At 62.0% G+C, this 25,967-nt stretch carries 26 protein-coding genes and 1 tRNA gene; 18 read left to right on the top strand and 9 right to left on the bottom strand.

Translation table 11 applies throughout. The annotated features are described in order from the left end of the window. The gene (gene serS, locus MGEO_RS14750; RefSeq protein WP_085639380.1) at positions 1-1,293 is read right to left on the bottom strand and encodes a serine--tRNA ligase; all 1,293 of its coding nucleotides are present in this window, start codon (positions 1,291-1,293) and stop codon (positions 1-3) included. A gap of 72 nt (positions 1,294-1,365) precedes the next feature. Beyond that, the gene (locus MGEO_RS14745) at positions 1,366-2,022 is read right to left on the bottom strand and encodes a trypsin-like serine peptidase (protein ID WP_085639377.1); all 657 of its coding nucleotides are present in this window, start codon (positions 2,020-2,022) and stop codon (positions 1,366-1,368) included. A gap of 222 nt (positions 2,023-2,244) precedes the next feature. On the opposite strand from MGEO_RS14745, the gene yajC reads away from it, so the two are divergent. The 10 genes from yajC to MGEO_RS14695 all read left to right on the top strand — a co-directional run bounded on the left by yajC (position 2,245) and on the right by MGEO_RS14695 (position 9,182). Further along, a complete protein-coding gene (gene yajC, locus MGEO_RS14740) occupies positions 2,245-2,532 on the top strand; it encodes a preprotein translocase subunit YajC (RefSeq protein ID WP_085639374.1) in 288 nt (95 codons plus the stop codon). A gap of 33 nt (positions 2,533-2,565) precedes the next feature. Beyond that, the gene (gene secD, locus MGEO_RS14735; RefSeq protein WP_085639371.1) at positions 2,566-4,227 is read left to right on the top strand and encodes a protein translocase subunit SecD; all 1,662 of its coding nucleotides are present in this window, start codon (positions 2,566-2,568) and stop codon (positions 4,225-4,227) included. A 1-nt stretch (position 4,228) separates the two neighbouring features. Continuing rightward, positions 4,229-5,197 (top strand): protein translocase subunit SecF, encoded by a 969-nt coding sequence (secF, locus tag MGEO_RS14730; protein ID WP_085639368.1) that lies wholly within the window; start codon positions 4,229-4,231, stop codon positions 5,195-5,197. Then, positions 5,190-5,948 carry a sulfite exporter TauE/SafE family protein gene (locus MGEO_RS14725; RefSeq protein ID WP_085639365.1) on the top strand — a complete coding sequence of 253 codons (759 nt, stop codon included), beginning with the start codon at positions 5,190-5,192 and terminating at the stop codon, positions 5,946-5,948. Before secF ends, MGEO_RS14725 begins: the two co-directional genes overlap by 8 nt. Before the next feature lie 14 nt (positions 5,949-5,962). Next, positions 5,963-6,328 (top strand): Mth938-like domain-containing protein, encoded by a 366-nt coding sequence (locus MGEO_RS14720; RefSeq protein ID WP_085639362.1) that lies wholly within the window; start codon positions 5,963-5,965, stop codon positions 6,326-6,328. 111 nt (positions 6,329-6,439) lie between these two features. Then, on the top strand, positions 6,440-7,054 hold the full coding sequence (gene ccmA, locus MGEO_RS14715) for a heme ABC exporter ATP-binding protein CcmA (RefSeq protein ID WP_085639359.1): 615 nt from the start codon (positions 6,440-6,442) through the stop codon (positions 7,052-7,054). Next, positions 7,051-7,707, top strand: a complete 657-nt coding sequence (gene ccmB / locus MGEO_RS14710) for a heme exporter protein CcmB (RefSeq protein WP_085639356.1) — start codon at positions 7,051-7,053, stop codon at positions 7,705-7,707. The genes ccmA and ccmB overlap by 4 nt, the downstream gene beginning before the upstream one ends. A 58-nt stretch (positions 7,708-7,765) precedes the next feature. Then, on the top strand, positions 7,766-8,494 hold the full coding sequence (locus tag MGEO_RS14705) for a heme ABC transporter permease (protein WP_085639353.1): 729 nt from the start codon (positions 7,766-7,768) through the stop codon (positions 8,492-8,494). Beyond that, positions 8,491-8,643, top strand: coding sequence for a heme exporter protein CcmD (gene ccmD / locus MGEO_RS14700; protein WP_085639350.1), 153 nt, complete (start codon positions 8,491-8,493; stop codon positions 8,641-8,643). The genes MGEO_RS14705 and ccmD overlap by 4 nt, the downstream gene beginning before the upstream one ends. Beyond that, entirely contained in the window at positions 8,643-9,182 is a 540-nt protein-coding gene (locus tag MGEO_RS14695; RefSeq protein ID WP_085639347.1) for a DsbE family thiol:disulfide interchange protein, read from the top strand. The genes ccmD and MGEO_RS14695 overlap by 1 nt, the downstream gene beginning before the upstream one ends. 399 nt (positions 9,183-9,581) lie before the next feature. Here MGEO_RS14695 and acnA read toward each other — a convergent pair whose 3' ends face one another. After that, positions 9,582-12,371, bottom strand: a complete 2,790-nt coding sequence (gene acnA / locus MGEO_RS14690; RefSeq protein WP_085639344.1) for an aconitate hydratase AcnA — start codon at positions 12,369-12,371, stop codon at positions 9,582-9,584. Between the two features lie 217 nt (positions 12,372-12,588). Here acnA and MGEO_RS14685 point away from each other — a divergent pair, with 217 nt between their 5' ends. After that, positions 12,589-13,287, top strand: a complete 699-nt coding sequence (locus MGEO_RS14685; protein ID WP_085639340.1) for a DUF1223 domain-containing protein — start codon at positions 12,589-12,591, stop codon at positions 13,285-13,287. Here the strand turns inward: MGEO_RS14685 and MGEO_RS14680 are convergent. Next, on the bottom strand, positions 13,251-14,177 hold the full coding sequence (locus MGEO_RS14680) for a lysophospholipid acyltransferase family protein (RefSeq protein WP_085639337.1): 927 nt from the start codon (positions 14,175-14,177) through the stop codon (positions 13,251-13,253). The genes MGEO_RS14685 and MGEO_RS14680 overlap by 37 nt on opposite strands. Before the next feature lie 197 nt (positions 14,178-14,374). Between MGEO_RS14680 and MGEO_RS14675 the strand changes: the two genes are divergently transcribed. The 3 genes from MGEO_RS14675 (at position 14,375) to MGEO_RS14665 (ending at position 17,010) form a co-directional block, all read left to right on the top strand. Continuing rightward, positions 14,375-15,142 (top strand): SDR family NAD(P)-dependent oxidoreductase, encoded by a 768-nt coding sequence (locus MGEO_RS14675; protein ID WP_085639334.1) that lies wholly within the window; start codon positions 14,375-14,377, stop codon positions 15,140-15,142. A gap of 30 nt (positions 15,143-15,172) precedes the next feature. Next, entirely contained in the window at positions 15,173-15,889 is a 717-nt protein-coding gene (locus MGEO_RS14670; RefSeq protein ID WP_085639331.1) for a sirohydrochlorin chelatase, read from the top strand. A 155-nt stretch (positions 15,890-16,044) separates the two neighbouring features. Then, positions 16,045-17,010, top strand: coding sequence for a hypothetical protein (locus MGEO_RS14665; protein ID WP_085639328.1), 966 nt, complete (start codon positions 16,045-16,047; stop codon positions 17,008-17,010). 12 nt (positions 17,011-17,022) lie between these two features. Here the strand turns inward: MGEO_RS14665 and MGEO_RS14660 are convergent. Then, positions 17,023-17,099, bottom strand: a tRNA-Ile gene (locus MGEO_RS14660). 114 nt (positions 17,100-17,213) lie between these two features. Between MGEO_RS14660 and purM the strand changes: the two genes are divergently transcribed. The 3 genes from purM (at position 17,214) to rnd (ending at position 20,100) form a co-directional block, all read left to right on the top strand. Next, positions 17,214-18,260: a phosphoribosylformylglycinamidine cyclo-ligase gene (purM, locus tag MGEO_RS14655; RefSeq protein ID WP_085639325.1), complete on the top strand. Its 1,047-nt coding sequence runs from the start codon at positions 17,214-17,216 to the stop codon at positions 18,258-18,260. Then, positions 18,257-18,850 (top strand): phosphoribosylglycinamide formyltransferase, encoded by a 594-nt coding sequence (gene purN, locus MGEO_RS14650; protein WP_085639322.1) that lies wholly within the window; start codon positions 18,257-18,259, stop codon positions 18,848-18,850. Before purM ends, purN begins: the two co-directional genes overlap by 4 nt. A 92-nt stretch (positions 18,851-18,942) precedes the next feature. Then, positions 18,943-20,100, top strand: a complete 1,158-nt coding sequence (gene rnd / locus MGEO_RS14645) for a ribonuclease D (protein WP_085639318.1) — start codon at positions 18,943-18,945, stop codon at positions 20,098-20,100. A 3-nt stretch (positions 20,101-20,103) separates the two neighbouring features. Here the strand turns inward: rnd and MGEO_RS14640 are convergent, their stop codons facing one another. Beyond that, positions 20,104-20,610 carry a hypothetical protein gene (locus MGEO_RS14640; protein WP_085639315.1) on the bottom strand — a complete coding sequence of 169 codons (507 nt, stop codon included), beginning with the start codon at positions 20,608-20,610 and terminating at the stop codon, positions 20,104-20,106. 135 nt (positions 20,611-20,745) lie between these two features. Between MGEO_RS14640 and MGEO_RS14635 the strand changes: the two genes are divergently transcribed. Beyond that, complete coding sequence (locus tag MGEO_RS14635) at positions 20,746-21,159, top strand: SufE family protein (protein ID WP_085639312.1); 414 nt, start codon at positions 20,746-20,748, stop codon at positions 21,157-21,159. Between the two features lie 129 nt (positions 21,160-21,288). Here MGEO_RS14635 and trpE read toward each other — a convergent pair whose 3' ends face one another. The 3 genes from trpE to MGEO_RS14620 are packed head-to-tail and all read right to left on the bottom strand — an operon-like array spanning position 21,289 to position 25,892. Further along, positions 21,289-22,803, bottom strand: coding sequence for an anthranilate synthase component I (gene trpE, locus MGEO_RS14630; protein WP_085639309.1), 1,515 nt, complete (start codon positions 22,801-22,803; stop codon positions 21,289-21,291). 5 nt (positions 22,804-22,808) lie between these two features. Then, complete coding sequence (locus MGEO_RS14625) at positions 22,809-24,653, bottom strand: peptidyl-prolyl cis-trans isomerase (RefSeq protein ID WP_085639306.1); 1,845 nt, start codon at positions 24,651-24,653, stop codon at positions 22,809-22,811. A 42-nt stretch (positions 24,654-24,695) separates the two neighbouring features. After that, positions 24,696-25,892 (bottom strand): aminotransferase, encoded by a 1,197-nt coding sequence (locus MGEO_RS14620; protein ID WP_085639303.1) that lies wholly within the window; start codon positions 25,890-25,892, stop codon positions 24,696-24,698. Positions 25,893-25,967 lie beyond the last annotated feature (75 nt).

The raw sequence follows: 25,967 nt of genomic DNA, 5'->3' as shown, positions 1-25,967 counted from the left end.
CTATGCCATTCCTCCGTCAGCGGTGATGCGGGTCTTGCCGCCGAGCCATGGATGCAGCGCCTCGGGCAGGGTGACGGACCCATCGGCCTGCTGACCGTTCTCCAGTACGGCGATCAGGCAGCGCCCGACGGCAAGGCCTGATCCGTTCAGCGTGTGCAGGAACTCGGGCTTGCCGCCGCCTGCGGGCTTGAACCGCGCGTTCATGCGGCGGGCCTGGAAATCGCCGCAGACCGAGACCGAGCTGATCTCGCGATAGGTGTTCTGACCGGGCAGCCAGACCTCGATGTCATGGGTGCGGCGTGCGCCAAAGCCCATGTCACCGGTGCAGAGCACCACGGTGCGGTAGGGCAGGCCGAGCTTTTCAAGAATACTCTGTGCGCAGCCGGTCATGCGGTCCAGCTCTTCTCGGCTTTTGTCCGGGTGGGTGATCGATACCATTTCGACCTTTTCGAACTGGTGCTGACGCAGCATCCCGGCCGTGTCACGCCCGGCGCTGCCCGCTTCGGAGCGGAAGCACTGGGTATGCGCGACATAGCGGCGGGGCAGGTAGTCTTCATCGACCGTTACACCGTTGACGATATTGGTCAGCGTCACTTCGGCAGTCGGCACCAGCCACCAGCCATTGGTCGTCTGGTAGCTGTCCTCACCGAATTTCGGCAGCTGGCCCGTGCCGTACATCATTTCGTCACGGACAAGGACCGGGGTCCACGTCTCGGTGAGGCCATTCTCGGTGATGTGCGTGTCCAGCATGAATTGCGCCAGGGCCCGGTGTACCCGCGCCACGGCACCCGACATCACGACGAAGCGCGACCCCGACAGCTTGGCAGCGGTTTCGAAATCCATTCCGGGAAGAACGCCGGCGATCTCGAAATGTTCCTTCGGCTGGAAATCGAATTCGCGCGGCGTACCCCAGCGGCGGATTTCCACGTTGTCGGCTTCATCGGCGCCATCGGGTACATCGTCGAAGGGCAGGTTGGGCAGGCCCACCAGCATCTCGGTCAGCTGTTCATCCAGTTCCTTGGCGCGGGTCTGCATCTCTGCAACGGCGGCTTTCTTGGCGGCCACCTCTTCGCGCAGGCGCTCGAATGCGGCTTCGTCGCCCGATGCCTTTGCCTTGCCGATCTCCTTGGCGGCCTTGTTCTGATCGGCCTGCGCGGTCTCGGCCTCGAGAATGGCGGCACGGCGGGCCTCGTCGATGCGCAGCACCTCGGACGAGACCGGCTCCAACCCACGGCGCGACAGTGCCGCGTCAAAAGCGGCAGGGTTCTCGCGGATGGCTCGGATGTCATGCATGGGTCTGGTCCTTCTGACTCGCAATTGTAATGCGCGGCCTTATGCACCGGAATGCCGAGGTTTGGTAGGGGGTCAGCGCTGCATGAGCCGCGACACCGGGACCGCCAATGCGCCGCTCTGGCCCATGGCGCTTATGACAGCTGTTACGGCCCACCTGTCTCCGTCCCTGGAAAGCACGGGGCCGCCGGAGTTTCCCGGGCGAACGGGGCAATCCAAGCGCAGGAGCGCCGCAGTGATCCGACCGTCACAGTCGAAGGCCGCGCCCAGCATATGCGGGCGGCGGGTCGAATAGCCCAAGATGCCATACGGGCCGACTGTGTCCGTCGCCGCAAGCGGCAGCGGCGTTATCCGGGAGGGGCGCTCGAGTGTCAGGATCGCCACGTCGAAGCGCACGTCCAGCAACCCTTCGGCATAGGCGCGGGGATGGACCCAGATGGACGCGCCCGCGACGCTGTCGGCGGCGGTGCCCCGCAGCCAGCCTGCGACAAAGGTAAAGTCCTCGGCATGCGGACCCAGCCCGTCGGTGCCCGAAACGCAATGCGCGGCGGTCAGAACCTTGTCGGGCGCAATCAGCGTGCCCGTACACATCTCACGTTTGCGGTATCCGGCAGCGTTGACCCGCCCGACAGCCTGCCACGCCGCATGGTCGCTTGCGGGCAGAACCGGCAGGTCCTGAGCGGAAACAGCCGTTGCCCAGAGCAGTAGGAAGCAAGTCACAAGTGTACGCATCGGATAAGATGTAGGGCGAAACGCCGTTCGTCGCAAAAGTATCGGCGCGAAAAATCTTCAACGATTTTTGCAAAAGCGGTCGACCGCTTTTGGCGCGCTGAGCGGACGCAAGGGCCGACAGTCATCCCGCCTTGCAAAGCCTGACTTGGCAACATAGGTTCCGCGCAAATTTGCGACCAGACAAAGCGGGGGTGTGCCCCGCAATCTTCAAGGAGCACGCCCATGGAAGGCAACGCAATTGCCCAGTTCGTCCCGCTTATTCTGATCTTCGCGATCATGTATTTCCTGCTGATCCGTCCGCAGCAGAAAAAGATGAAAGAACATCAGAAAATGGTCGAAGGCCTGCGCCGTGGCGACGTTGTCATCACTCAGGGTGGCCTGATCGGCAAAGTTGTGAAGGTCAAGGAAAACAACGAGTTGGACGTCGAGATTTCCGACGGTGTCAAGGTGCGCGTGGTACAGAACACCATCGCTCAGGTTGTCTCCAAGACCGAACCCGCCAACACCTGATCCCGTTCTCCTGCCGCATCGGACCGTTCACTCATGCTTCAGATCGACCTCTGGAAGCGCCTTCTGATCTGGACCACCGTGGCGGTGGGACTGGTGCTGGCGCTGCCCAACCTGTTTTACCCGCGCGTCGAGCAGCACAATGACGCGGTCGCCGCGATCGAGCTGTCGGGCGAGTCACCCGAGCTTCTGGAGCAAGTGTCCGGCTGGCCGTCCTTTCTGCCGTCCGGCCTGGTGAATCTCGGCCTCGACCTGCGGGGCGGGGCGCATCTTCTGGCGGAAGTGCAGGTGCAGGACGTCTATGCGGCGCGGCTCGAAGCGCTCTGGCCCGAGGTGCGTGATGTGCTGCGCCCCGAGCGCGACACGGTGGGTACGATCCGTCTGCAACCCTCTGCCGAAGGCGAATTGCGCGTCCGTATTTCGCAGCCTGAAGGCATGGAGCGTGCGCTGGAACTGGTGCGCGGACTGGCTCAGCCGGTGGTGTCGCTGACCGGTGCAATGAGCAACGATCTGGACGTGGTGGCGGATGGGTCCGACATCGTCGTGACCCTGTCGGAGGCGGAACAGATCGCCACCGATGAGCGCACCATGCAGCAGAGCCTTGAAATCATCCGTCGCCGGATTGACGAGGTCGGCACACGCGAGCCGACGATCCAGCGTCAGGGCAGCGACCGTATTCTGATCCAGGTGCCGGGCATCGGGTCGGCGGCAGAGCTGAAGGAAATCATCGGCACCACCGCACAGCTGACCTTCCAGCCGGTGATCGGCCGCAGCGATGATGCGAACACATCTCCGGGTGTGGGCAACGAAGTGCTGCCGTCGCTGGATGAAAACGGCATCTTCTATGTGCTCGAACAGGCCCCGGTCGTGACCGGCGAAGAGCTTGTCGATGCGCAGCCCTCGTTCGATCAGAACGGGCGCCCGGCGGTGAACTTCCGGTTCAACCCAACAGGCGCGCGCAAGTTCGGGGATTATACCGCCGCGAATATCGGCAATCCTTTCGCCATCGTGCTGGACGAAGAGGTGATCAGCGCGCCCGTGATCCAAAGCCACATTCCCGGTGGATCGGGTATCATTACGGGCAATTTCACTGTCGAGGAAAGCACGCAACTCGCGGTACTTCTGCGGGCAGGGGCCTTGCCCGCCGGTCTTGAGTTTCTCGAGGAGCGCACGATCGGTCCAGAGCTTGGTCAGGACAGTATCGATGCAGGGCGCATCGCCACGCTGGTTGCCTTCGTCGGGGTGCTGGCCTTCATGGCGCTGAGCTATGGCCTGTTCGGGGTGTTTGCGAATATCGCACTGGTCATCAATATCGGGCTGATTTTCGGCCTGCTGAGCCTGATCGGCGCGACGCTCACACTCCCGGGGATCGCCGGGATCGTGTTGACGGTCGGTATGGCTGTGGATGCCAACGTGCTGATCTTCGAGCGGATCCGCGAAGAGTTGAAAACCGCCAAAGGCCCGGCGCGTGCCATTGAACTTGGCTACGAAAAGGCACTGTCGGCCATTCTGGACGCCAACATCACCACGTTCATCACGGCTGTGATCCTGTTCGTGATGGGCTCCGGTCCGGTGCGCGGCTTCGCCATCACGCTTGGCCTTGGGATTCTCACCTCGGTCTTCACTGCCATTTTTGTCACCCGGCTTCTGATCGTGATCTGGTTCGAACGCCGTCGCCCCAAGACGATTGAGGTCTGATATGCGCCTGCGACTGGTCAAAGAGAACACGAATTTCGATTTCTTCAACCGCTGGAAGCTGTGGTTCGGCATTTCCGCCTTTCTTATGGTGCTGTCCTTCGGATCGTTCCTGCTGCAGGGGCTGAACTACGGCATCGACTTCCGTGGCGGCACCACGATCCGCACCGAAAGCCCGCTGCCGGTCGATGTGGGTGTTTATCGTGACGCGATAAGCGCGCTCGATCTTGGCGACATCACAATCTCAGAGGTCTTCGACCCAAGCTTCGGCCCCGAGCAGAACGTCGCCATGGTGCGTATTCAGGCGCAGGATGGCGAAGAGGCGGTCAGCACGGATGTCATCGCAGCTGTCGAGGCGGCGCTCGTCGAAGTTCGGCCCGATATCAAGTTCGTGTCGGTCGAGTCGGTGGGCCCGAAAGTGTCGGGAGAATTGATCCAGACAGCAGCGATTGCTGTGGTTCTCGCGATCGGAGCGGTTCTGATCTACATCTGGCTTCGCTTTGAATGGCAGTTCGCTTTGGGCGCGGTGCTGGCGCTGGTGCACGACGTGATCCTGACCATCGGGATTTTCTCGGAGCTTCAGATCAAGTTCGACCTCGCCATCATCGCCGCGTTGCTGACCATCGTCGGGTATTCGCTCAACGATACGGTGGTCGTGTTCGACCGGGTGCGTGAGAACCTGATCAAATACAAGAAAAAGGACCTCAAGGAGGTTCTGAACATCTCGATCAACGAGACCCTCAGCCGGACCTTCATGACCTCGGCCACCACGCTTGTGGCGCTGATCGCGCTGTTCGTGCTGGGCGGCGACGTGATCCGGGGCTTCGTCTTTGCGATGATCTGGGGCGTAATTGTTGGTACCTATTCGTCGATCTTCGTGGCGTCCGCGATTCTGCTGTGGCTGGGCGTCAAGCGTGACTGGACCAAGCCGACGGATACAACGGGCAACCAATTCGCCAACGTCGATGCCTGAGATCTTCCTGGCCGCGCTGGAGACAGCGGGGCTGGGCTGGTTGGTTCTCACCACCATCGTGGCCGGGGTGGTCTACGGGTTTTCCGGGTTTGGAGCGGCTTTGATCTTCATGCCGGTGGCGGTGATCTTTCTGCCCCCGGCGGTGGCAATCGCGGTGTTCTCCGTCTCGGCGCTGTCGTCTTTCGTCACGGTGTATCCACGCGCGGTCCCGCTGGTCGATCGGAAAGCGGTTACCATTCTGATCCTGAGCGCAGCCTGCGCCGCCTCGTTTGGGCTTTGGGTGCTCCGGGTCGTTGATGTGACAGCGATCCGCTGGGTGGTGGTGTCGATCTGCGCCGTGACGCTGATCGCCTTGATGGCGGGATGGCGCTATGCGGTGACGCCGACGCTGGGCACACGCATCGCCATCGGCTGCGCCACCGGGTTTGTCGGCGGCGTCAGCGGGCTGTTGGGGCCGATTATGGTTCTCTTTCAACTCGCCGGGCGGGATGCCATCGCCACCACGCGCGCAACAACTGTGGTGTTCCTGACCACGACCAGCCTTCTGCTGCTGCCGCTGATGTATCTGCAGGGCTTGCTGACCCCAACCGCCGTGATGCTGGGTATTGTGCTGCTTGTCCCTTACGGTGCCGGATCATTGCTGGGGCAGGCACTGTTCACACCTCGGTGGGAACGGTTCTATCGCGCCGCGGCTTATGCCATTATCGCGGCGGCGACCCTGATGGGGCTGCCACTCTGGGACACGCTCTGAAGCAAGGAGACGACATGCGTCTGAACGAAGTGGTCTACACCGATGCCGAACCGATCGAGGGCTACGGGCCGGGGTTTTTCCGCATCGGCGGCAAGAAGCACGCGGCCCCCGTTCTGACTGGGGCAAACGGGACCATCGCCTGGGGAGGGTACGAGGATGCCGACACGCTTCTTGCGCTTGCGGGGGTAGTGGATGTCCTGTTTGTGGGCACCGGCGATGACATCGCACATTTGCCAGCCGGCTTGCGCGGCCGTTTGGAAGAGGCGGGGATCGGGGTTGAGGTTATGAACTCTCCCGCCGCCTGCCGCACGTATAACGTGTTGCTCTCCGAAGGCCGCCGCGTTGCGCTGGCCTTGATGCCGGTTACTGCGGGCGCCTGATGCGTCGATGCATCAGGGCTTTCCGTTGACGGAAAGCACGCCCGGTCCTCAAAACGGAAAAGCGACACTTTCGCGCTTTTGCCCGCGCCGGGCTTGGTCTAAGCCGAACCCATGGTTCTGACTGTACGCGATCTGGCCGTCACCCGAGGCGGCCTTGCCATTCTCGAAGGGGTCTCCTTTGATCTGAAGGCGGGGGAAGCGCTGGTTCTGCGTGGCCCAAACGGTATTGGCAAAACAACCCTCTTGCGCAGTGTCGCCGGGCTGCAACCGCCCGAAGGTGGCACCGTCACAGGGGCGGAAGACCAGATCGCCTATGCCGCGCATTCCGATGGCCTCAAGGCGATGCTGAGCGTCACCGAGAACCTGAAATTCTGGGCTTCGGTGTTTGGCCTGTCCGATATTGAATCCGCACTCGTTGCTTTCGACCTGACCGAGTTGCGCAACCGCATGGCCGGTACGCTGTCCGCCGGGCAGAAGCGCCGCCTCGGGCTGGCGCGCCTGATGGTCACCGGTCGCCCGATCTGGGTGCTGGACGAACCGACCGTTTCGCTGGATGCCGCATCGGTCGCGCTTTTTGCCGAGGCGGTGCGCGCACATCTGCAACAGGGCGGAAGCGCCTTGATGGCCACCCATATCGATCTTGGCCTTGATGAGGCCCGCGTGCTCGACCTGACGCCGTTCAAGGCGGCCCCGCGTACACGCCAGATGGACGAGGCCTTTCTGTGAGGGCGCTGCTGCTGCGGGACTTGATGCTGGCGATCCGGGCCGGCGGAGGCTTTGGCCTCGGGCTCGCGTTCTTCCTCATCGTTACCGTACTGGTGCCTTTTGGCGTCGGTCCGCAGACCGAACTGCTGTCTCGGATCGCGCCGGGCATCCTCTGGATAGGCGCGCTGCTGGCCTGCCTTCTTTCGCTTGACCGTATTCTCGCGCTCGACTGGGAGGATGGTTCACTCGACCTGCTGGCGACCGCACCCTTGCCGATGGAGGGGATCGTCACGATCAAGGCGCTGGCGCACTGGATTACCACCGGCCTGCCACTGGTGCTGGCGGCGCCGGTTCTGGGCGTGCTGCTCAGCCTGCCGATCCCGGCCTATCAATGGGTGGTGATCAGCCTTGCGGTGGGCACCCCGGCGCTCAGCGTGATTGGGACCTTCGGCGCGGCGCTGACCGTGGGGTTGAAGCGGGGCGGGCTCTTGATGTCGCTGCTGGTTCTGCCGCTTTACGTGCCGACGCTGATCTTCGGGGCCGAAGTGGCCCGGCGTGGGGCCGAGGGGCTGACGGTCCAGACGCCGCTGCTGCTTCTGGCCGGGATCAGCTTTGGCGTGATCGCGCTATTGCCGTTTGCCAGCGCGGCTGTCCTGCGTATCAATCTGCGATAACGCGTCCCATGCGGTTTTTTGAATTGAAGGCGGCTGAAAAACCGCCTACCTGAAAGCCATGTCTTTGTGGGAATACGCAAATCCGGTCAAATTCATCCGCACCACCGACAAGGTGTTGCCGTGGGTATGGACCTTGGCCGGACTCTGTCTGGTCACCGGCCTGGTCTGGGGCTTCTTCTTTACGCCCAATGACTTCCGTCAGGGATCGACCGTCAAGATCATCTATATCCACGTGCCGTCGGCCCTGATGGCGATCAATGCGTGGCTGATGATGCTGGTGGCCTCTCTGATCTGGATTGTCCGCCGGCACCACGTGTCCGCGCTGGCGGCGCGCGCCGCTGCCCCGGTCGGGGCCGTGATGACGGTGATCGCACTGGCGACGGGCGCGTTCTGGGGCCAACCGATGTGGGGCACATGGTGGGCCTGGGATCCGCGCCTGACCTCATTCCTGATCCTGTTCCTGTTTTATCTGGGCTACATGGCCCTGTGGGAAGCGATCGAGAATGACGACACGGCCGCCGACCTCACGTCGATCCTGTGTCTGGTTGGGTCGGTCTTTGCGATCCTCAGCCGCTACGCGGTAAATTTCTGGAATCAGGGTCTGCATCAGGGCGCGACGCTCAGCCTCGACAAGGAAGAGAATATCTCGGACGTGTTCTGGTTCCCGCTTCTGGTGTGCATGGCGGGCTTCGTGCTGCTGTTCATCGCGTTGGTCTTCCTGCGCACCCAGACCGAAATCCGGGCGCGGCGCACGCGGGCGCTTCTGTCACGGGAAGGGCAGGCATGATCCCTGATCTTGGCAAATACGCCTTTGCGGTCCTCAGCTCCTACGGCGTGACCATCGTTCTGTTGGTCGTAATCGTGCTGGCCAGTCTGCGCCGCGCCCGCAAGGTCCGCGTGGCTTTGGACGAGATCGAAAACCGGCGGGGCGATTGATGGCAAAGATCTCGCCGCTGATGATCCTGCCGCCGGTGATTTTCGGGGCGTTTGCCGTTCTGGCCTATGTCGGAATGTTCCGCGAAGACCCGCAGGGCCTGCCGTCAACCCGCGTTGGGCAGCCCGCTCCTCCGATCACCGAGGTTCCGCTGACAGGCTATGCCGCGTTCGAGCCTGAGATGCTCACCTCTGGTGAAGTGACCCTCGTGAATTTCTGGGCCAGCTGGTGCCCGCCGTGCCGGGTGGAGCATCCCAAACTGCTGGAGATGCAGGCCGAGGGTATGAAGATTATCGGCGTGAACATCCGCGATCAGGAAGCGAATGCCAGCCGGTATCTGGAAGAAGACGGAAACCCGTTTGTTGCGGTGCCGTTCGATCCGGCAGGACGGACGTCGATTGATTGGGGTGTGACGGCGCCGCCTGAGACATTCATCGTGGATGGAGAAGGCACCGTTCTGTTCCGGTTTGCTGGCCCACTTGTGGGGTCGGATTACGAACAGCGGTTTGTGCCAGCGCTGGAAAAAGCGCTGGCCGAGTAATCACCCGTCAGGGAATCAGATTGGTCGCGGTATCCGGGATACCGGCGAAAACGCTTGCGCCTGCAATCAACAGCAGGGCTGCGGTCTGAATGATCGTCAGCAGCTTCATTGTGTGATTCGTCGAATTTGTGCCTGTCCGGACAGTAATTGGGATCGCAGGGGCAAATGTGTAGGGGCCAAGCTGTCACATGCGACAACTTGATCCAATTTTTGAATATCTTTTTCATTTTCTGGCCGGATTTTGCCGATGATACCCGTTTTTGCCGCAGTTTCCGGCTGCCGCATCGTTGTCCAACTGCAACACCGGGGCTTTGTCATGGGCAAAACGAAAACAGGCGGGCCGAAGCCCGCCTGATCTGTCGTCTGTCTGTAACGCCTGCCTGATGCAGGCCCCAGACCTTATTCCGCCGCCACCGCGTCGCGGCTGGCGAGGTCGCGCAGCACGTAGTGCAGAACGCCACCATGTTCGATGTATTCGATCTCGATCGCGGTATCGATCCGGCACTTGAGCGTGATCGTCTTCTCGGTTCCGTCCGCATAGGTGATGGTGCAGGGCACCTCGGCCAGCGGCGTGATGGTGTCGAGACCGTGGATCGACACGGTTTCATCACCCTTGAGACCCAGCGACTTGCGGGTGTCTCCACCGGTGAACTCGAACGGGATCACACCCATGCCAACGAGGTTGGAGCGGTGGATACGTTCAAAGCTTTCCGCGATCACGGCCTTGACGCCCAGCAGCGCGGTGCCTTTGGCCGCCCAGTCACGGCTGGAGCCCGCGCCGTACTGTTCGCCGCCGAAGACCACGAGCGGAGTGCCCGCTTCCTGATAGGCCATCGCCGCGTCGAAGATCGAGGTCTGCTGACCATCCGGCCCCTTGGTGTAGCCACCTTCGACGCCGTCGAGCATCTCGTTCTTGATGCGAATGTTGGCGAATGTGCCGCGCATCATGATCTCGTGGTTGCCGCGACGCGAACCATAGGAGTTGAATTCGCGTACCGGAACCTGACGTTCGATCAGGTACTGGCCTGCCGGGGTGGTGTCCTTGAAAGACCCCGCCGGGCTGATGTGGTCGGTTGTGATCATGTCGCCCAGCAGGGCCAGAACCTTGGCGCCTTCGATGTTCTCGATCTTCTTGGTCGCCATGGTGATGCCCTGGAAATAGGGCGGGTTCTGCACGTAGGTCGATGTCGGCGGCCAGTCATAGGTCTTGGCGCTGGTGGTTTCCACGCCCTGCCATTTCTCGTCGCCCTTGAACACGTCAGCATATTTCGACTGGAACGCTTCACGGGTCACGGTCTGTTCGACCAGTTCCGCGACTTCCTTGGAGGTCGGCCAGATGTCCTTGAGGTAGACGTCATTGCCGTCCTTGTCCTTGCCGAGCGGTTCCTTGGCGATATCCACGTTCATGTCACCGACCAGCGCATAGGCCACCACCAGCGGCGGGGAGGCGAGGTAGTTGGCGCGCACGTCCGGGGAAATCCGGCCTTCGAAGTTACGATTGCCCGACAACACGGAGGTGGCGATCAGGTCGTTGTCATTGATGCACTTGCTGATCTCTTCGGCCAGTGGGCCGGAGTTGCCGATACAGGTGGTGCAGCCATAGCCGACAAGGTTGAAGCCGATGGCGTCGAGGTCTTCCTGAAGGTTTGCCGCTTCAAGATACGCGGACACGACCTGCGAACCGGGGGCAAGCGATGTCTTGACCCAGGGCTTGCGGGTCAGGCCTTTTTCGCGCGCCTTGCGGGCGACGAGGCCGGCGCCGATCATCACATAGGGGTTCGACGTGTTGGTGCACGAGGTGATCGAAGCGATCACAACCGAGCCATCATGCAGTTGGTAATGGCCGTCCTCGGTGGCGACATAGCCGCGCTTGTGATGGCCTTCGTCACCCGGAATCTCGGTCGGTTCCGGCGCACCGCCTTCACCTTCCCAGCGGATTTCCTCTTTCGGGCTGGCGTCCTTGCCCGAGCGGATACCTTTGACGTAGTCGCCGAAGGCTTTGCCGGCTTTGTCGAGGGCGATGTAGTCCTGCGGGCGCTTCGGACCGGAAATGGCCGGAACGATGGTGCCCATGTCGAGATGCAGCGTGTCGGTGTAGATCGGCGCATAATCCGCGCCACGCCAGAAACCGTTTTCCTTGGCATAGGCTTCGACCAGTGCAATGCGATCCATGTCGCGGCCAGTGGTCTTGAGGTAGCGCAGGGTTTCGTCGTCGATCGGGAAGAAGCCGCAGGTCGCGCCGTATTCCGGTGCCATGTTGGCGATTGTTGCCCGGTCTGCCAGCGGCAGATGGTCGAGGCCTTTGCCGTAGAATTCAACGAACTTGCCGACCACGCCTTTCTCGCGCAGCATTTCCACGACCTTCAGCACAAGGTCGGTCCCGGTGGTGCCTTCGACCATCTCGCCGGTGAGCTCGAAGCCGATGACTTCGGGGATGAGCATGGAGATCGGCTGACCCAGCATCGCGGCCTCGGCTTCGATCCCACCAACACCCCAGCCCAGAACGGCGGCGCCGTTGACCATGGTGGTGTGGCTGTCGGTGCCGACCAGCGTATCGGGGTAGGCCACCTGCGCGCCGGTCTGGTCCGCATCGGTCCAGACGGTCTGTGCGAGGTATTCGAGGTTCACCTGGTGGCAGATGCCGGTGCCCGGCGGAACCACGCGGAAGTTGTTGAACGCGTTCTGGCCCCACTTGAGGAAGGTATAGCGCTCCATGTTGCGCTCGTACTCGCGGTCCACGTTCATCTGGAACGCGCGCGGGTTGCCGAATTCGTCGATCATGACCGAGTGGTCGATGACCAGATCAACGGGGTTCAGCGGGTTGATCTTTTCCGGGTCGCCACCCAGCGCCACGATTCCGTCACGCATTGCGGCAAGGTCCACAACGGCGGGAACGCCGGTGAAGTCCTGCATCAGCACGCGCGCCGGACGGTATGCGATCTCGCGCGGGTTCTGGCCGCCGTTTTCGCCCCATGTGCCGAACGCCTTGATGTCGTCGACGCTGACGGTCTTGCCGTCCTCAAAGCGCAGCATGTTTTCAAGCACCACCTTCAGACAGGCGGGCAGGTTCGAAAATGTCCCAAGCCCGGCCGCCTCGGCTGCGGGGATCGAGTAATAGGCGATGGACTGGCCGTTGACCGTAAGGGTCTTACGAGTCTTGGCTGTATCCTGACCAACGATAATGGGCATGACGTGGCTCCTCAGATGGGGGAAATCGGGTCTTTGAGCTGCTCTTTGCCCGATGCCACGGAGTCGATCAAGGGGGGTGCGACACTTTTGGTATACTATTGCACACAATTCTCTGACGATGCCCGCCTCGCGGTCTATCGCAAAACCTTGATTGGTTATTTCAGTCGGGTATGGCTAAGTGTTTCGGGCAGAGAAACCGGGACAGGATAGCGCAGGAATGAACAGGCTTTGGGCATGTGTGGCAGCACTGGTGCTGGGCGTAAACGCAACCGTCGCAATAGCGGACGACACGCCCGTTGTGGTCGAGCTGTTCACCTCGCAGGGCTGTTCCTCCTGTCCTCCGGCAGATGAAATGCTGGCGCGGCTTGGTGAGCGTGACAACATCATCGCGCTCGGTCTGCATGTCGATTACTGGGATTACATCGGCTGGAAGGACAAGTTCGCCCATGCCGCCTTCACCAAACGGCAGAAGGGCTACGCGCGATCCTTCGGCAACCGCGCGATCTATACGCCGCAGATGGTGGTCAATGGGGTCAAGGATGTGGTCGGGAACCGTCCGATGGATGTCACCGATCTGGTGCAGGCGCATGTGGAAAAAGGGCTCGCTGTTCCGCTGACGCTCCGCCGCTCGGGCGACAGTCTCAGCATCTCTGCACCGGCAGCGTCAGGCTTGGCGGAGGCAGACGTGTTCCTTGTGCGCTACACTCCAGCCGAGACCGTGAGCATCCCGCGCGGCGAGAACGCGGGCAAAAAGCTCACCTACACCCATGTCGTGACCGAGTGGTCCGACGTCGGCGACTGGAATGGCAAGGCACCGCTTGCGGCGTCGGTTCCGGTCACGGGCAGCGCGCCGATTGTCGTTCTGGTTCAGAAAAAGGGTTACGGCCCCATTTTCGCCGCCGCGCGCTTGCGCTGACGCTTCGGCTTCCACCGGCGGTGAATCCAGAACCACTGGTCGGGATTCTCGTGAATGCGCGCTTCCAGCCGGGCTGTGACCTCGCGCATCATCTGGACCGGTTCCCCATGCGGGACGGGCGCTTCGAACACCGCATCAAAGCTGATGCCATCATCCTTGCGAATGCCGAAGAACGGCACCAGCAGCGCCCCGGTCTTGAGTGCGATATCGGCGGCTGAGGTGAGGGTCGGGGCCGGCTGACCCATGAAGTCGATGGGAACACCCGCGCTGTCATAGACATCGAACAAGAGCACGCCCATGCCGCCTTCGCGGATGTGTTTAATCAATCCCATCGTGCCGCGCCGACCCTGTTCGAACACAGGATCCGACAGGGCGTGCATGTTGGCGGCGTAATGCGCGTTGAAATAGGGGTTGGACATCGGCCGGTAGAGCCCGCCGATGCGATAGCCCCGTGCCACCAACGCCGCACGCGGCGCTTCGAAATTGCCGAAATGCCCGGTGACAAACAGAACGGGGCGACCTTCGGCGCGGGCCTTTTCGACCTCAGCCAGACCGTCGCCGGTGATGTCCGCCGTGGCCATCCGGCGCATCAGACCTTTGACATCGTAATTATCGATCATCGTCCGCCCGGCGTTGTCGGCCACCAGATCGGCCAGGTGGCGACGCTCCTGAACGGACATATCCGGCCAGACATGGGCCAGATTGTTCATCGCGCGGTCACGGTAACCCGCCAGAGGGGCCACCACATGCCGGATCAGACGACCCATCAGCCAGAGCCGTGCCCGCAAAGGAAGGCGCAGCGCACACCAGATCGCAGCCCGTAGGACACGGTCCGTCGCCCAGTCCTGCCAACCACCGGGGGTGTGTTTGCGCTTCTTGGATTTGGCCAAAAGGAAACCTGTTCAGATGACGGCGGGAAGCGCCTTCGAAGGCGCTTGATACGCGATTTCGAAATCGCGTGTCAAAGCCCGTTGCAACGGGCTTGCACCCGCCATCACCCGCACCCTTGTTTTTCCCGCTCGAAACACTTCAGAAAGGATCGCATTGCATCACCGTCTGTGACCGCCAAGACCAAGAGGGAGCGCACATGATTATCACAAAAGACACCGTCGCCATCGTTTCAGGGGGCGCATCGGGGCTCGGGGCCGCCGCCGCAACCGCTCTGGCCGAGGCAGGGGCCAAGCTCGTCCTCCTCGATATGAACGAAACCGCAGGCGCCGCACAGGCCAAAGCGCTTGGCGGGATTTTCGTCAAAACGGATGTCAGCGACCCGGCCAGCGTCGCCGCCGCGATGGAAACCGTGAAGACCACCTACGGGACTGCCCATATCGCGGTGAACTGTGCCGGAATCGCACCCGCCGCCAAGACGGTCTCAAAAGGGGCCGCGCATGACCCGAAGCCTTTTATCGCCACGATCAAGGTCAACCTGATCGGCACCTTCAATGTCGCCTCGCAAGCGGCGGCGCTGATGGCAGCGAATGACCCGCTCGATGCGGACGGTTCGCGCGGGGTGATCGTCAACACCGCCTCTGTCGCGGCTTATGAAGGGCAGGTGGGTCAGGTGGCTTATGCCGCCTCCAAGGGTGGCGTGGTTGGCATGACGCTGCCCATGGCCCGCGATCTGGCGCAATTGGGCATCCGCGTCTGCGCCATTGCCCCCGGCCTCTTCAAGACACCGATGCTCGAAGGTCTCCCTCAAGAGGTACAGGACAGCCTTGGCGCGCAGGTGCCATTCCCGTCACGCCTCGGCAACCCGTCGGAATACGCGCAACTGGTGCGCCATATCGTCGAGAATCAGATGCTCAACGGCGAAGTGATCCGATTGGATGGTGCCATTCGCATGGCCCCGCGCTAGGTCTCTTGGGGACCAAGCCCGGAGACCTTCATGACCTTCGATGCCCTGATCGTCAGCCACGGCCAGCCCTCGGACCCCGATGTGGGCGAGGCGGAAATCGCTGCCCTTGCGGCGGCCGTGGCGGCGCACCTGCCCGAGGCGCGCGTCGAGGGCGTGACGTTGGCTGCCGAAGGCCGGATCGAGGCGCTGTCGGCAGACCGTCCCGGTGCGCTGATCTATCCGATGTTCATGGCCGATGGTTGGTTCACGCAGGTGCAGCTGCCGAAACGGCTGGCCGAAGGAGTAGGGCCGCAGCTTGTCAGCTTTGGTCTGGATTGCACCTTGCCGATGCTCGCCGCCAACTGGCTGCGGCAGGTCTGTACGGATCACGGGTTCGAACCGTACGGAACCGACCTCGTCATTGCCGGCCACGGCTCGGGCAAATCCCGCCGCGTGTCCGAGGCCACCCGCGCTTTCGCCGACCGCGTGGCCGAGGACTTCGGGCCCAAATCCGTCCGCTGCGGGTTTGTCGAGGAAGACCCCTCACTCACTGACGCACTGTCCGGACTTGGAGTAAACGCCATCTGCCTGCCGTTCTTTGCGGCCAAGCGGGGCCATGTGCTCGATGATCTGCCTGAGGCGGTCGCGGCGTCTGGGTTCCAAGGCATCGTTCTTGATCCCATCGGCCTGCACCCGGATGTGCCCGAAATGATCGCAGATGCTCTGCACTGGCGGGCGACGACGCCGGATGTGACCAGCTGCATATGAAGTGCTCAAGTCAAACGAAGCTCGATTTCTTTAGTAAACCATTGATTGCCCGCTTCTTTCAGGCAAACATGGTCAAGTAGTGCGTAACCGTAGCGCGCGCACGTTTTTGGCGCAGTGACCTCCGTAGAATATTTTTTACGTAAAGGACTGCTCGTATGTCGCTAGACGCTTTTTTGAACGATCCACTCAGCTATGCGGAACGCTATGTTATTGCGTTCAATGAGCAGACCGAGTTGTTCAAAGGTAAAACTTCCATCGAACTCGATGATAAGGGTAAGGTCAAAACGGACGCCACCGGACGCATGCTTACTCGCGTTGAAAAGGTCGGGTTGACGCCAAATATCGCTGTCGGAAACCACACGACGCTCAGTGCACGGCGTCACCAGCTTTATTTCGGCATTACGCCTCGGGGCAATGTGCGAGATTTCAACATGTCCAAAACGCAAACGGCTGATACTGGCGATACGCGCTGTTACTACCTGCCGTATAAACAAAACGCCGCTGTCTCGATGAAGCTGGGAAGTGACTGTGACTACTTTTTCACCTCATCCCTGAGTGGATGCTCGGTACAGGTTTTTGGAAACCATGATCATCCGACTGTCACACACGCAAATGCCGGTGATCAGTTCGTTGATTTGTTCGGACGGGAAATCGAACGGTTGGAAGCTGCAGGGTACGACGCAGACACCGCCGGTCAGATGGCGAACCGAAGCGTGAATGCGCGGGTCGATACAATCATCGCTGCAATGCTGCCGAATCCGGGATCTCGACGTCCGCGTCTGTTGAAAAAATCGGACTATCTGAAGGTTGCGGAATCCCGCACTCAGAAGCGCAGGGCCAAAGCATTGTATCTTCGGGACCAAACCGATGCAGGTGAAGATGGGTATCGCCTGACGGATTATGCCTTGGATCTCGCACGTGGTCGTCCGACCCTTGGTGCGGCTGTGTTTGGTTTGCGCAATCACAACGGGGCAGCAGGATGGACGATTTACTATCAAGCCTCGGTCGGCGTGCTGCCTGAGTTTTCCAAGAAAAAGGGACTGATCTTCAAAAAGACCGTAACCCGCGTCGGACAACGTGACGAGGCGGTTGTTGGTGGAGTCCGAAAGCTTTTTCCGTAATTTCAGCGGAAATGGTAGGCCCGGCAGGACTTGAACCCGCAACCAAAGCGTTATGAGCGCTCTGCTCTAACCAATTGAGCTACAGGCCCGCCATGTGTGTTTCAGTACCAGACAACCGGGGCGCGTCAAGAGGCGCGGCACAGGGATGATGGACTCGTGTTCCTGCCTGCGTTAAGGCACGCGCGACCTTCGGAGGGTGCAGCATGACAGACGGCAAGAACAGCATCACCTACGCGGATGCGGGTGTGGATATCGACGCGGGAAATGCGCTGGTGGAGCGGATCAAACCGGCTGCCAAGCGTACGGCGCGGCCCGGTGTGATGTCGGGGCTGGGCGGCTTTGGCGCGCTGTTCGATCTCAAGGGAGCAGGCTTTACCGATCCGGTGCTGGTGGCGGCGACCGATGGCGTGGGCACCAAACTACGGATTGCGATTGATACGGGCTATGTGGATGGCGTGGGCATCGATCTTGTGGCGATGTGTGTGAACGATCTGGTCTGTCAGGGCGCAGAGCCACTGTTTTTCCTCGATTATTTTGCGACAGGCAAGCTCGATACCGAGACGGCGGCGCGGGTGATCGAAGGCATCGCGGAAGGCTGCGCGCGGTCTGGCTGCGCCTTGATCGGCGGTGAAACGGCAGAGATGCCGGGCATGTACCCGGCGGGCGATTTTGACCTTGCAGGCTTTGCCGTGGGCGCGATGGAGCGGGGAACGGACCTGCCAGCGGGCGTGGCCGAAGGTGACGTGCTGCTGGGCCTTGCCTCGGATGGCGTACATTCCAACGGCTACAGTCTCGTGCGGAAGCTGGTCGAGGTGTCCGGCCTTGGCTGGGACGCGGATTGTCCTTGGGCCGAGGGATCACTGGGAGCGGCACTTCTGACGCCGACACGGCTTTACGTGACACAGGCGTTGGCGGCCGTGAAATCGGGCGGCGTTCATGCGCTGGCGCATATCACCGGCGGCGGCCTGACCGAGAACCTGCCGCGCGTGCTGCCCGAAGGCATGGGCGCAGAGATTGACCTTGCGGCGTGGGATCTTCCTCCGGTGTTCAAATGGTTGGCGGCCACCGGCGGAATGGCTGAGGCGGAGCTGCTCAAGACCTTCAACTGCGGTATCGGCATGATCGTTGTCGTGGCGGCAGACCGCGCCGACGCGCTGAGAGCGGTTCTGGAAGAGGCGGGTGAGACCGTGTCGCGGATCGGCTCCGTCACCGGCACACCGGGAGTGGCCTACAAGGGCAGCCTGCTTTGACGAAACGCGTGGCGATCCTGATTTCAGGCGGCGGCTCCAACATGGTGTCGCTGGTCGAAGACATGACCGGCGATCACCCCGCGCGGCCTGTGCTGGTGTTGTCCAATCGCGCCGATGCGGGTGGTCTGGACAAGGCCAAAGCACGCGGCATCCCTACGGCGGTCGTGGATCATCGGCCCTTTGGATCGGACCGCCCGGCCTTTGAGGACGCGCTGACACATGTTCTCGAACAGGCGCATCCGGACATCATCTGCCTCGCCGGGTTCATGCGTGTGCTGACCGAAGGGTTCGTGACCCGTTGGCAGGGCAGGATGCTGAACATCCATCCGTCTCTCCTGCCGAAATACAAAGGCCTGCACACCCATCAGCGCGCCATTGATGCCGGTGACACCGAGGCGGGCTGTTCCGTACACGAGGTCACGGCGGAACTGGACGGTGGCCGGGTTCTCGGGCAGGCGCGGGTTCCGATTGTGCCGGGTGATACCGCAGATGATCTGGCCGCGCGCGTTCTGGTACAGGAGCATGTGCTCTACCCGCTTGTGCTGCGCCGGTTTGCCGAAGGCCAGCGCGACAGGATTGATCTGCCCTGACGGCACAGACCCCGCCGCTATGCAAAGCGCGGCTTTTGGGCTATACGCAGGGTGGGGTGACACAAACACAAGAATAACGAACGACCCGAAATATGCACATTGTGACGACGACCACCGAGCTAGCCGCGTTCTGCGAACGTGCTGCACTGACACCCTATGTGACGGTCGACACGGAGTTCCTGCGGGAACGGACCTATTATTCCAAGCTTTGCCTGATCCAACTGGCGTATCGCGGGGACGGGGAAACGGATGCGGTTCTGGTGGATCCTCTGGCCGGAGATCTGTCGCTTGAGCCCTTGCTCGATCTGTTCCGCAACCAGAGCGTGGTGAAGGTCTTTCACGCGGCGCGCCAGGACCTCGAAATCTTCTATATCGACCATGGCGTCATTCCGCAGCCGCTGTTCGACAGCCAGGTGGCGGCCATGGTGGCAGGGTTCGGCGAACAGGTTGGCTACGAAACACTGGTCCGCAAGATCGCCAAGCAATCCCTCGACAAGTCCTCGCGCTTCACCGACTGGTCGCGGAGACCGCTGTCGGACAATCAGAAAGCCTATGCGCTGGCGGATGTGACCCATCTTCGCGTGATCTATGAGTTCCTGCGCAAGCGGTTGGCCGAGACCGGGCGCGCGGCGTGGGTTGAAGAGGAAATCGCAACGCTGCTTGCGCCCGAGACTTATGTGACACGGCCCGAGGATGCCTGGATGCGGGTCAAGACCCGCTCGAACGCGCCGCGTTTCCTTGCCATCGTCAAGGAGTTGGCGAAGTTTCGTGAGTCCTATGCGCAGGAGCGCAACGTGCCGCGAAGCCGGGTGTTCAAGGATGATGCGCTGGTGGAGCTGGCATCTACCAAACCCAAAGACATGGCGGATCTGGGCCGGTCGCGGCTGCTTCTGCGTGAGGCGCGCAAGGGAGAGATTGCCAACGGCATCCTGCAGGCTGTCCACAGGGCACAGAGCATGCCGAAAGAGCAGCTTCCGTCGCCGGATGCCGCGCGTCCGTCCCCGCAGGTGAATCCTGCGCTGGCCGATCTGTTGCGGGTTCTGCTCAAGGCGAAAACCGAAGCGTCGGGGGTGGCGTCCAAGCTGATCGCGTCCTCGGCGGAACTGGACGCTCTCGCGGCCGGTAAGCGGGATGTGCCTGCGCTGCACGGCTGGCGGCGCGAGGTCTTTGGCGAAGATGCATTGCGTCTTTGCGACGGGCGCGTCGGCCTTGCAGCGAAGGGCAAGCAGGTTCAGATCATCGAGCTTTGAGGGTCAGCGCCGGACGCTGCGGGCATTGTTCGCTCCGCGGACGGTGATGGTCCGGATGCCGCGCAGATCCTGATCGGTGATCCAGCGCCCGACAGTCACCTGTCTTGCCTGCGGATTGGTGCTGCGCGGACCGGGTTGCTGGAGCGCCTTGAGATCGAACACCAGAACACCATCGGTGCTGGCCGCCTCATCGCCGATCAAGCGGACATCGAACGGGCCGACACGGTCTGCCTGTCCGGTGGCCCGGATGATCGCCCCGCCGGGGCGGCGTTCCACCAGAAGCTCGGTGATTTCCGCAATCGGTTGCCCGGCGAATGCTTCGGGTTGGTTGTTGCGGAAAAACGAAATCCGTCGGCGCGGAATGAGCGGATTGACCTCTGCATTGGCGACATCCATCGCGGCCGGATCGGGCTGGCTGCGTCCGAACCAGTTGAGCGGATTGAAGCGCGACTCGTTTATCGCGGCGCAGCCTGTCAGCGCGATGGTTGCGAGGATCAGAAGCTTGCGCATGGTCGGTCCCTTCGGCTCTGGTTCTTTTGACGTAACCGATTGCTTCGCCGTTGAAAAGCGTCAAGCCCGGGCTGGACCTTTGCGCCGTCCCTGCCTAGGTGTGCGGGGAACAGTTCAGCAGCCCCGGAGACCGCCATGGCGAGCGCCGCTTTTGAAGAGATTGTCGAGGATTTCGAGTTTCTGGACGACTGGGAAGACCGCTATCGGATGGTGATCGAACTGGGCAAGGCGATGGAGCCATTGCCTGATGCGCTTAAGGTCCCGGCCACCAAGGTCGAGGGCTGTGCCAGCCAGGTCTGGCTGCACCCGCAGATCGAGGGTGGCGTTGTGCAGTTCGAAGGCGAGTCGGATGCGATGATCGTCAACGGGCTGATCGCGGTGCTGCGCAAGCTGTATAACGGGTTGCCGCCCGCCGAAGTCGCGGCCATCGACGCGCGGGCGGAACTGGGGCGGCTGGGGTTGAACGATCATTTGTCAGCACAGCGCTCAAATGGTCTGCGGGCAATGATCGAGCGTTTGCAAGGCTTTGCGCGGGCATCTTCAAGTTGATTTGAGCTCCTTTGGCGCACGGGTTAAAGCTTTGCGACCCTGCGGGTCGCAAAGCCGGTTGGGGGCGCTGCCCCCAAACCCCCGAGGTATTTGAAGCCCAAAGAAGCCGGAATGGCGGTGCGGATCCCGTCAGGAATTGCCGTTTCCTGTAAAGCGTGCGGCGTCTGCGGCGGCCCGGCGGATCGCATTCGATTTGTGCACGGTTTCCTGATACTCGGCTTCCGGATCGCTGTCGTAGACAACGCCGCCACCGGCCTGGATGTAGAGTTTCTTGTCTTTCACCAGCGCGGTGCGCAGCGCGATGCACATGTCCATGTCGCCGCCGGCGCTGAAATAGCCGACACCACCGCCATAGATGCCGCGTTTCTCTGGTTCCAGTTCGTCGATGATTTCCATCGCGCGCACCTTCGGGGCGCCGGATACGGTGCCTGCGGGCAGGCCGGCGAGCAGGGCCGAGAGCGCGTCGTGGTCATCGCTGAGTTCGCCCACCACGTTGGATACGATGTGCATCACATGGCTGTAGCGTTCGATAATGAATTTCTCGGTCGGGCGCACGGTGCCGATCTTGGCCACCCGGCCCACATCATTGCGGCCGAGATCGAGCAGCATCAGGTGTTCGGCACATTCCTTGGCGTCGGCCAGCAGATCGGCTTCGAGCGCGTCGTCCTCGGCCGGGGTTGCGCCCCGGGGGCGGGTGCCGGCGATCGGGCGGATGGTGACTTCGCTGCCGAAGACCCGAACGAGGATTTCCGGGCTGGCACCGATCACCTGAAAGCCCCCGAAATTGAAGTAGAACATGAAGGGCGACGGGTTGGTGCGGCGCAGCGAGCGGTAGAGCGCAAAGGGTGGAAGCGGGAAGTCCTGCGTCCAGCGCTGTGCCGGCACCACCTGAAAGATGTCGCCCGCGCGGATGTATTCCTTGGCCTTTTCGACAGCCTGTTTGTAGCCCTCGTGGGTGAAGTTCGACACCGGGGCGGGGATGTCGGCGGCGTCGCCCATTTCGCGCGCCTGTTGCGGCAGGGCACGTTCGAGGTCGCGCACCGCATCCATCACCCGTTCGGCCGCCTGCGCATAGGCGGCGCGGGCGGTCAGTCCGTCATTGACCCAGGCGGGGGACACCACTGTCACTTCGCCTTTGACGCCGTCGAGCACGGCCACCACGGAGGGACGCATCATCACCGCGTCTGGCAGGCCAAGCGGGTCCGGGTTGATGTTGGGCAGGTGTTCGACCAGCCGGATCATGTCGTAGCCGAGATATCCGAAGAGCCCGGCTGCGGCCTGCGGCAGGTCGTCGGGCAGGTTGATCTTAGACTCCGCGATCAGCGCGCGGAGTGTCGTCAGAGGATCGCCTTCCAGTTCCTCGAACGACTCCGGGTCATAGCGTGCGGCGCGGTTGATCCTGCTTCGCGTGCCGTGGCACTGCCAGATCACATCGGGTTTCATGCCGATGATTGAATAGCGCCCACGGACTTCGCCACCGGTCACGCTTTCGAGGACAAAGGCATCCTTCGCGGCCCCTGTGAGTTTCAGCATCAGCGACACCGGTGTGTCGAGATCTGCGGCAAGGCGGGCGTAGACAACCTGGTTCTGACCCGCCTCGTAGGCGCGGGCAAAGCTGTCGAAATCGGGGGTCAGAGTGGCCATGGGTCTTACTGGATCGCAGCATGAACGGCATTGATTGCCGGTTGATTGACTTGGACGCCGGCACGGCGCTGAACGTCACCTGCAAAGGCGCGGAAAAGATCTTCGGCGATGCTGTTTGACGCCTGATTGCGCAGCGCCTGCGCCAGCAGTTCGATGTCGGCATCGCTGCGGTCCACCGGATTGACTTCATCGAGGCGGATCAGGATGACTTCGCCAACCCCGGTGATGGCGCGGGTGTCGGCCGGTGCCATTTCGAAAACCGCGCTCAGCAAGCCTGGATCCAGATCAGCGATCTGCGCGTTGCGCCCAAGATCCGTTTCCGATTGCGGGGCGAGGCCAAGATCTTCGAAAGTGCTGCCATTGGCAAGCGCGGCTGTAAGCTCCTCGGCCTGGACCATCAATTGCGCAGTCTGCTCGCGCGTGTCCCATCCCTGACGGACCTGATCAATCACGTCTTCGATCGGCTGCGGGGCCGGCGGTTGGATGCGGTTCAGGCGCATTGCGAAGATGCCCCCATCGCCAAGTTGCAGAACCGCCGGAAAATCGCCTTCGGACAGGGCCGATGCGGCCTCGCGGAAGGCATCATAGGCCGCGATCTCTCCATCCGAACCGGGGAACCAGTCGATCTGGCCGAGTTCCGCCTCGGTGGTGTCTGCGATCTCTTCGAGCGTGGCACCTGCGGCGAGTTCATCGTCGATGGACTGCGCCAATGTATCGATCACGCGGCGGGCGCGATCGAGCGCGAGTTCTCCCCGCAGGTCCGGGCGGGCATCCTCGAACGAGGTGGACTGCGCGTCGAGAACCGCATTCACGCGGTAGAGGGCCGGGCCAAGCGACGACGGCAGAGGGCCGACGACAGCGCCCGTCTCGGCGGCAAAAACGCCGTCGGCCGCATCGCCAAGAGCCTCGCGGGTCACATCGCCCATGTCGATATCCGACATGGAGAGCCCGCGATCCTCGACCAGATCCTCAAACGAGAAGTCCTCGTTCAGACGGGCCAGCGCGTCTGTGGCGGCGTCTTCATTGCTGAAAACCAGCCGTTCGACCAAACGGCGTTCGGGCAGGTTGAATTCATCGATCCGTTCATCATAGGCCGCGCGCAGAGCGTCTTCGTCCACCTCGACCGTGTCAACGATCATCTCGGGCGCGATCCATGCATAGGTGATGTCGCGCAGCTCGGGTAGGGTGTAGTTGTCCAGGTTGTCCTCGTAATACGCCTCGAGGTCAGCCTCGGACGGCTCCGGCAGGCCGGTCTGCAGCGCCGACCCGGTCAGACGCGCCCAGGTGAAATCGCGGGTTTCGCCGGCGTAGGCGAGCAGCGTGTCGATATAGGTGTCTGGCAGGGTATTGCCTGCGATCAGCGCGCTTTGCAGGACGGTGCGCGCCGTGTCGTCACGCAACTGTTCCTCGAATTCCGTTTCCGAGAGTCCCTGATTGCGCAGGGCAAAGCTGTAGGCCTCGCGGTTGAAGCTGCCATCCGGCCCCTGGAATGACGGCACCTGCAGAAGTTGCTCTGCCACGACATCGTCACCAACCGACAACCCGATCTGAGAAGCTTCATTGTCGAGACCACGGGCGGTGATGAGCTGCGCCAGCACCTGTCGGTCGAGACCCAGCATCTGCGCCTCTGACATTGGCACCGCGCGGCCCGCCTGAGCCGAGAACGCATTGATTTCGGTCCGGAGCGCGCGCAGGTAGGCGTCGGTCGACACTTCCTTTTCGCCCACGGTGGCCACACTCCGCGCAGAGCCACTGAGGCTGGTTGCGCCAAACCCCGCGAGGCCGACGATGAGAAGCCCCATCAGGATCCAGATGAAGGTCTTCGACAGCTTGCCTTTGCCCATGGCCATGCGGGTGTGCCCCCTGCTTGCGAGTGATTTCGTGCGACGTGTCTACGCGGCGGGGCCGGGGGTCGCAAGGGGCCAGTCGAGGCTGGCGAGACGGGTGAAAAGCGCCTCGATCCCGGCGCGGTCGACATTGGCGAAAGCGACGCGGAACTGGCGGGCGCCGGAGGGGTCGGTGGCCGGCATGAACATGGTTCCTGGCAGGGCGAGAACACCGATTTCCTGAACCAGTTTCGGCGCGAGCGTGGCGCTCGAGTCTGCGAACGGGTGTTGAAGATAGGCAAAATACGCACCGCACCCCATCAGCCGCCAGCCTTTGGCTTCGATCAGCGGCATATGATCGTGGATCGCAGCGCGCCTGTCGAGGATCTCTTCGCGTTCCCCGGCGAGCCAGTCGCCCAGGTTCTGCAACCCCCAAAGCGCGGCGCGCTGGCCCAATTGCGACGGGCAGATGGCAACGGTGTCGAGGAACTTCTCGATCTCGGCAAGCAGGTTCGGATGCCCAATAACCGCGCCGACACGGTGGCCCGTCAGACGGTAGGCCTTGGAGAAGGAGTAGAGCTGGATCAGCGTGTCGTCCCAGTTGGGATCGGCCAGAAGCGGATGCGGCGGGTTCGGGCGGCTGTCGAAGTCACGATAGGTCTCGTCCACGATCAGTTTGATGCCTGTGTCGCGGGCAAGTTCAAAGAAATCCGCCAGCGTCTCGTCGGGATATTCGACGCCGCCGGGATTGTTCGGAGTGACAAGCGCAATGGCGCGGGTTTTGGGTGTGATGAGCGAACGGGCCGCGGCGGCGTCTGGGATCAGATCGGCACCGGTGGGCAGGGGAACTGCCACGACCCCCGACATGTCGAGCCACATTTTATGGTTGAAATACCAGGGGGTTGGCAGGATAACTTCATCCCCTTCCGTGCACAGTGCGGCAATTGTGGCGGCAAATGCCTGATTGCACCCGGAGGTTATTGCTACCTGATCCGGTGTTAAGGTGCCTTGGTAATGCTCTGACCATTGGGACGCCAGTTCCTGTCTCAGTGCCGGCAGGCCGAGGACAGGGCCATAGAGATGGGTTTCCGGCAGCTCCAGCGCTTCGGCCATGGCGGCGCGCAAGGGCGCCGGCGGCGGGTCGACCGGCGCGGCCTGGCTCACATTGATGAGGGGCTGGTTGTCCGGGAAGCTGACACCTTCGAGCCAGCGGCGGGCCTCCATCACCGGAGGGGCAAATGTGGTCTGGGTGCGTGAGGTCATGCGGGTCTTTCCACAGTGTGCGCCTGCGGCGCGCTTTTTCGTCATGGTTTGGGGGCGCTGCCCCCGTCCGCCAGT

This window comes from Marivita geojedonensis (assembly GCF_002115805.1).
Lineage (GTDB): Bacteria > Pseudomonadota > Alphaproteobacteria > Rhodobacterales > Rhodobacteraceae > Marivita > Marivita geojedonensis.
Note: the sequence above shows the minus strand (reverse complement) of the source record. Positions and strands in the feature narration are given on the sequence as shown.

What these genes read in the sequence shown, in the direction of transcription:
- MGEO_RS14695 (WP_085639347.1), top strand. Translation starts at nt 8,643, where the DNA reads ATGGCAAAGATCTCGCCGCTGATGATCCTGCCGCCGGTGATTTTCGGG.
- MGEO_RS14725 (WP_085639365.1), top strand. Translation starts at nt 5,190, where the DNA reads ATGCCTGAGATCTTCCTGGCCGCGCTGGAGACAGCGGGGCTGGGCTGG.
- trpE (WP_085639309.1), bottom strand. Translation starts at nt 22,803, where the DNA reads ATGGCCACTCTGACCCCCGATTTCGACAGCTTTGCCCGCGCCTACGAG.
- rnd (WP_085639318.1), top strand. Translation starts at nt 18,943, where the DNA reads ATGCACATTGTGACGACGACCACCGAGCTAGCCGCGTTCTGCGAACGT.
- serS (WP_085639380.1), bottom strand. Translation starts at nt 1,293, where the DNA reads ATGCATGACATCCGAGCCATCCGCGAGAACCCTGCCGCTTTTGACGCG.
- acnA (WP_085639344.1), bottom strand. Translation starts at nt 12,371, where the DNA reads ATGCCCATTATCGTTGGTCAGGATACAGCCAAGACTCGTAAGACCCTT.
- secF (WP_085639368.1), top strand. Translation starts at nt 4,229, where the DNA reads ATGCGCCTGCGACTGGTCAAAGAGAACACGAATTTCGATTTCTTCAAC.
- ccmD (WP_085639350.1), top strand. Translation starts at nt 8,491, where the DNA reads ATGATCCCTGATCTTGGCAAATACGCCTTTGCGGTCCTCAGCTCCTAC.
- MGEO_RS14705 (WP_085639353.1), top strand. Translation starts at nt 7,766, where the DNA reads ATGTCTTTGTGGGAATACGCAAATCCGGTCAAATTCATCCGCACCACC.
- MGEO_RS14685 (WP_085639340.1), top strand. Translation starts at nt 12,589, where the DNA reads ATGAACAGGCTTTGGGCATGTGTGGCAGCACTGGTGCTGGGCGTAAAC.
- secD (WP_085639371.1), top strand. Translation starts at nt 2,566, where the DNA reads ATGCTTCAGATCGACCTCTGGAAGCGCCTTCTGATCTGGACCACCGTG.
- MGEO_RS14675 (WP_085639334.1), top strand. Translation starts at nt 14,375, where the DNA reads ATGATTATCACAAAAGACACCGTCGCCATCGTTTCAGGGGGCGCATCG.
- ccmA (WP_085639359.1), top strand. Translation starts at nt 6,440, where the DNA reads ATGGTTCTGACTGTACGCGATCTGGCCGTCACCCGAGGCGGCCTTGCC.
- MGEO_RS14665 (WP_085639328.1), top strand. Translation starts at nt 16,045, where the DNA reads ATGTCGCTAGACGCTTTTTTGAACGATCCACTCAGCTATGCGGAACGC.
- purM (WP_085639325.1), top strand. Translation starts at nt 17,214, where the DNA reads ATGACAGACGGCAAGAACAGCATCACCTACGCGGATGCGGGTGTGGAT.
- MGEO_RS14720 (WP_085639362.1), top strand. Translation starts at nt 5,963, where the DNA reads ATGCGTCTGAACGAAGTGGTCTACACCGATGCCGAACCGATCGAGGGC.
- MGEO_RS14625 (WP_085639306.1), bottom strand. Translation starts at nt 24,653, where the DNA reads ATGGCCATGGGCAAAGGCAAGCTGTCGAAGACCTTCATCTGGATCCTG.
- MGEO_RS14635 (WP_085639312.1), top strand. Translation starts at nt 20,746, where the DNA reads ATGGCGAGCGCCGCTTTTGAAGAGATTGTCGAGGATTTCGAGTTTCTG.
- MGEO_RS14620 (WP_085639303.1), bottom strand. Translation starts at nt 25,892, where the DNA reads ATGACCTCACGCACCCAGACCACATTTGCCCCTCCGGTGATGGAGGCC.
- MGEO_RS14670 (WP_085639331.1), top strand. Translation starts at nt 15,173, where the DNA reads ATGACCTTCGATGCCCTGATCGTCAGCCACGGCCAGCCCTCGGACCCC.
- yajC (WP_085639374.1), top strand. Translation starts at nt 2,245, where the DNA reads ATGGAAGGCAACGCAATTGCCCAGTTCGTCCCGCTTATTCTGATCTTC.
- MGEO_RS14640 (WP_085639315.1), bottom strand. Translation starts at nt 20,610, where the DNA reads ATGCGCAAGCTTCTGATCCTCGCAACCATCGCGCTGACAGGCTGCGCC.
- MGEO_RS14745 (WP_085639377.1), bottom strand. Translation starts at nt 2,022, where the DNA reads ATGCGTACACTTGTGACTTGCTTCCTACTGCTCTGGGCAACGGCTGTT.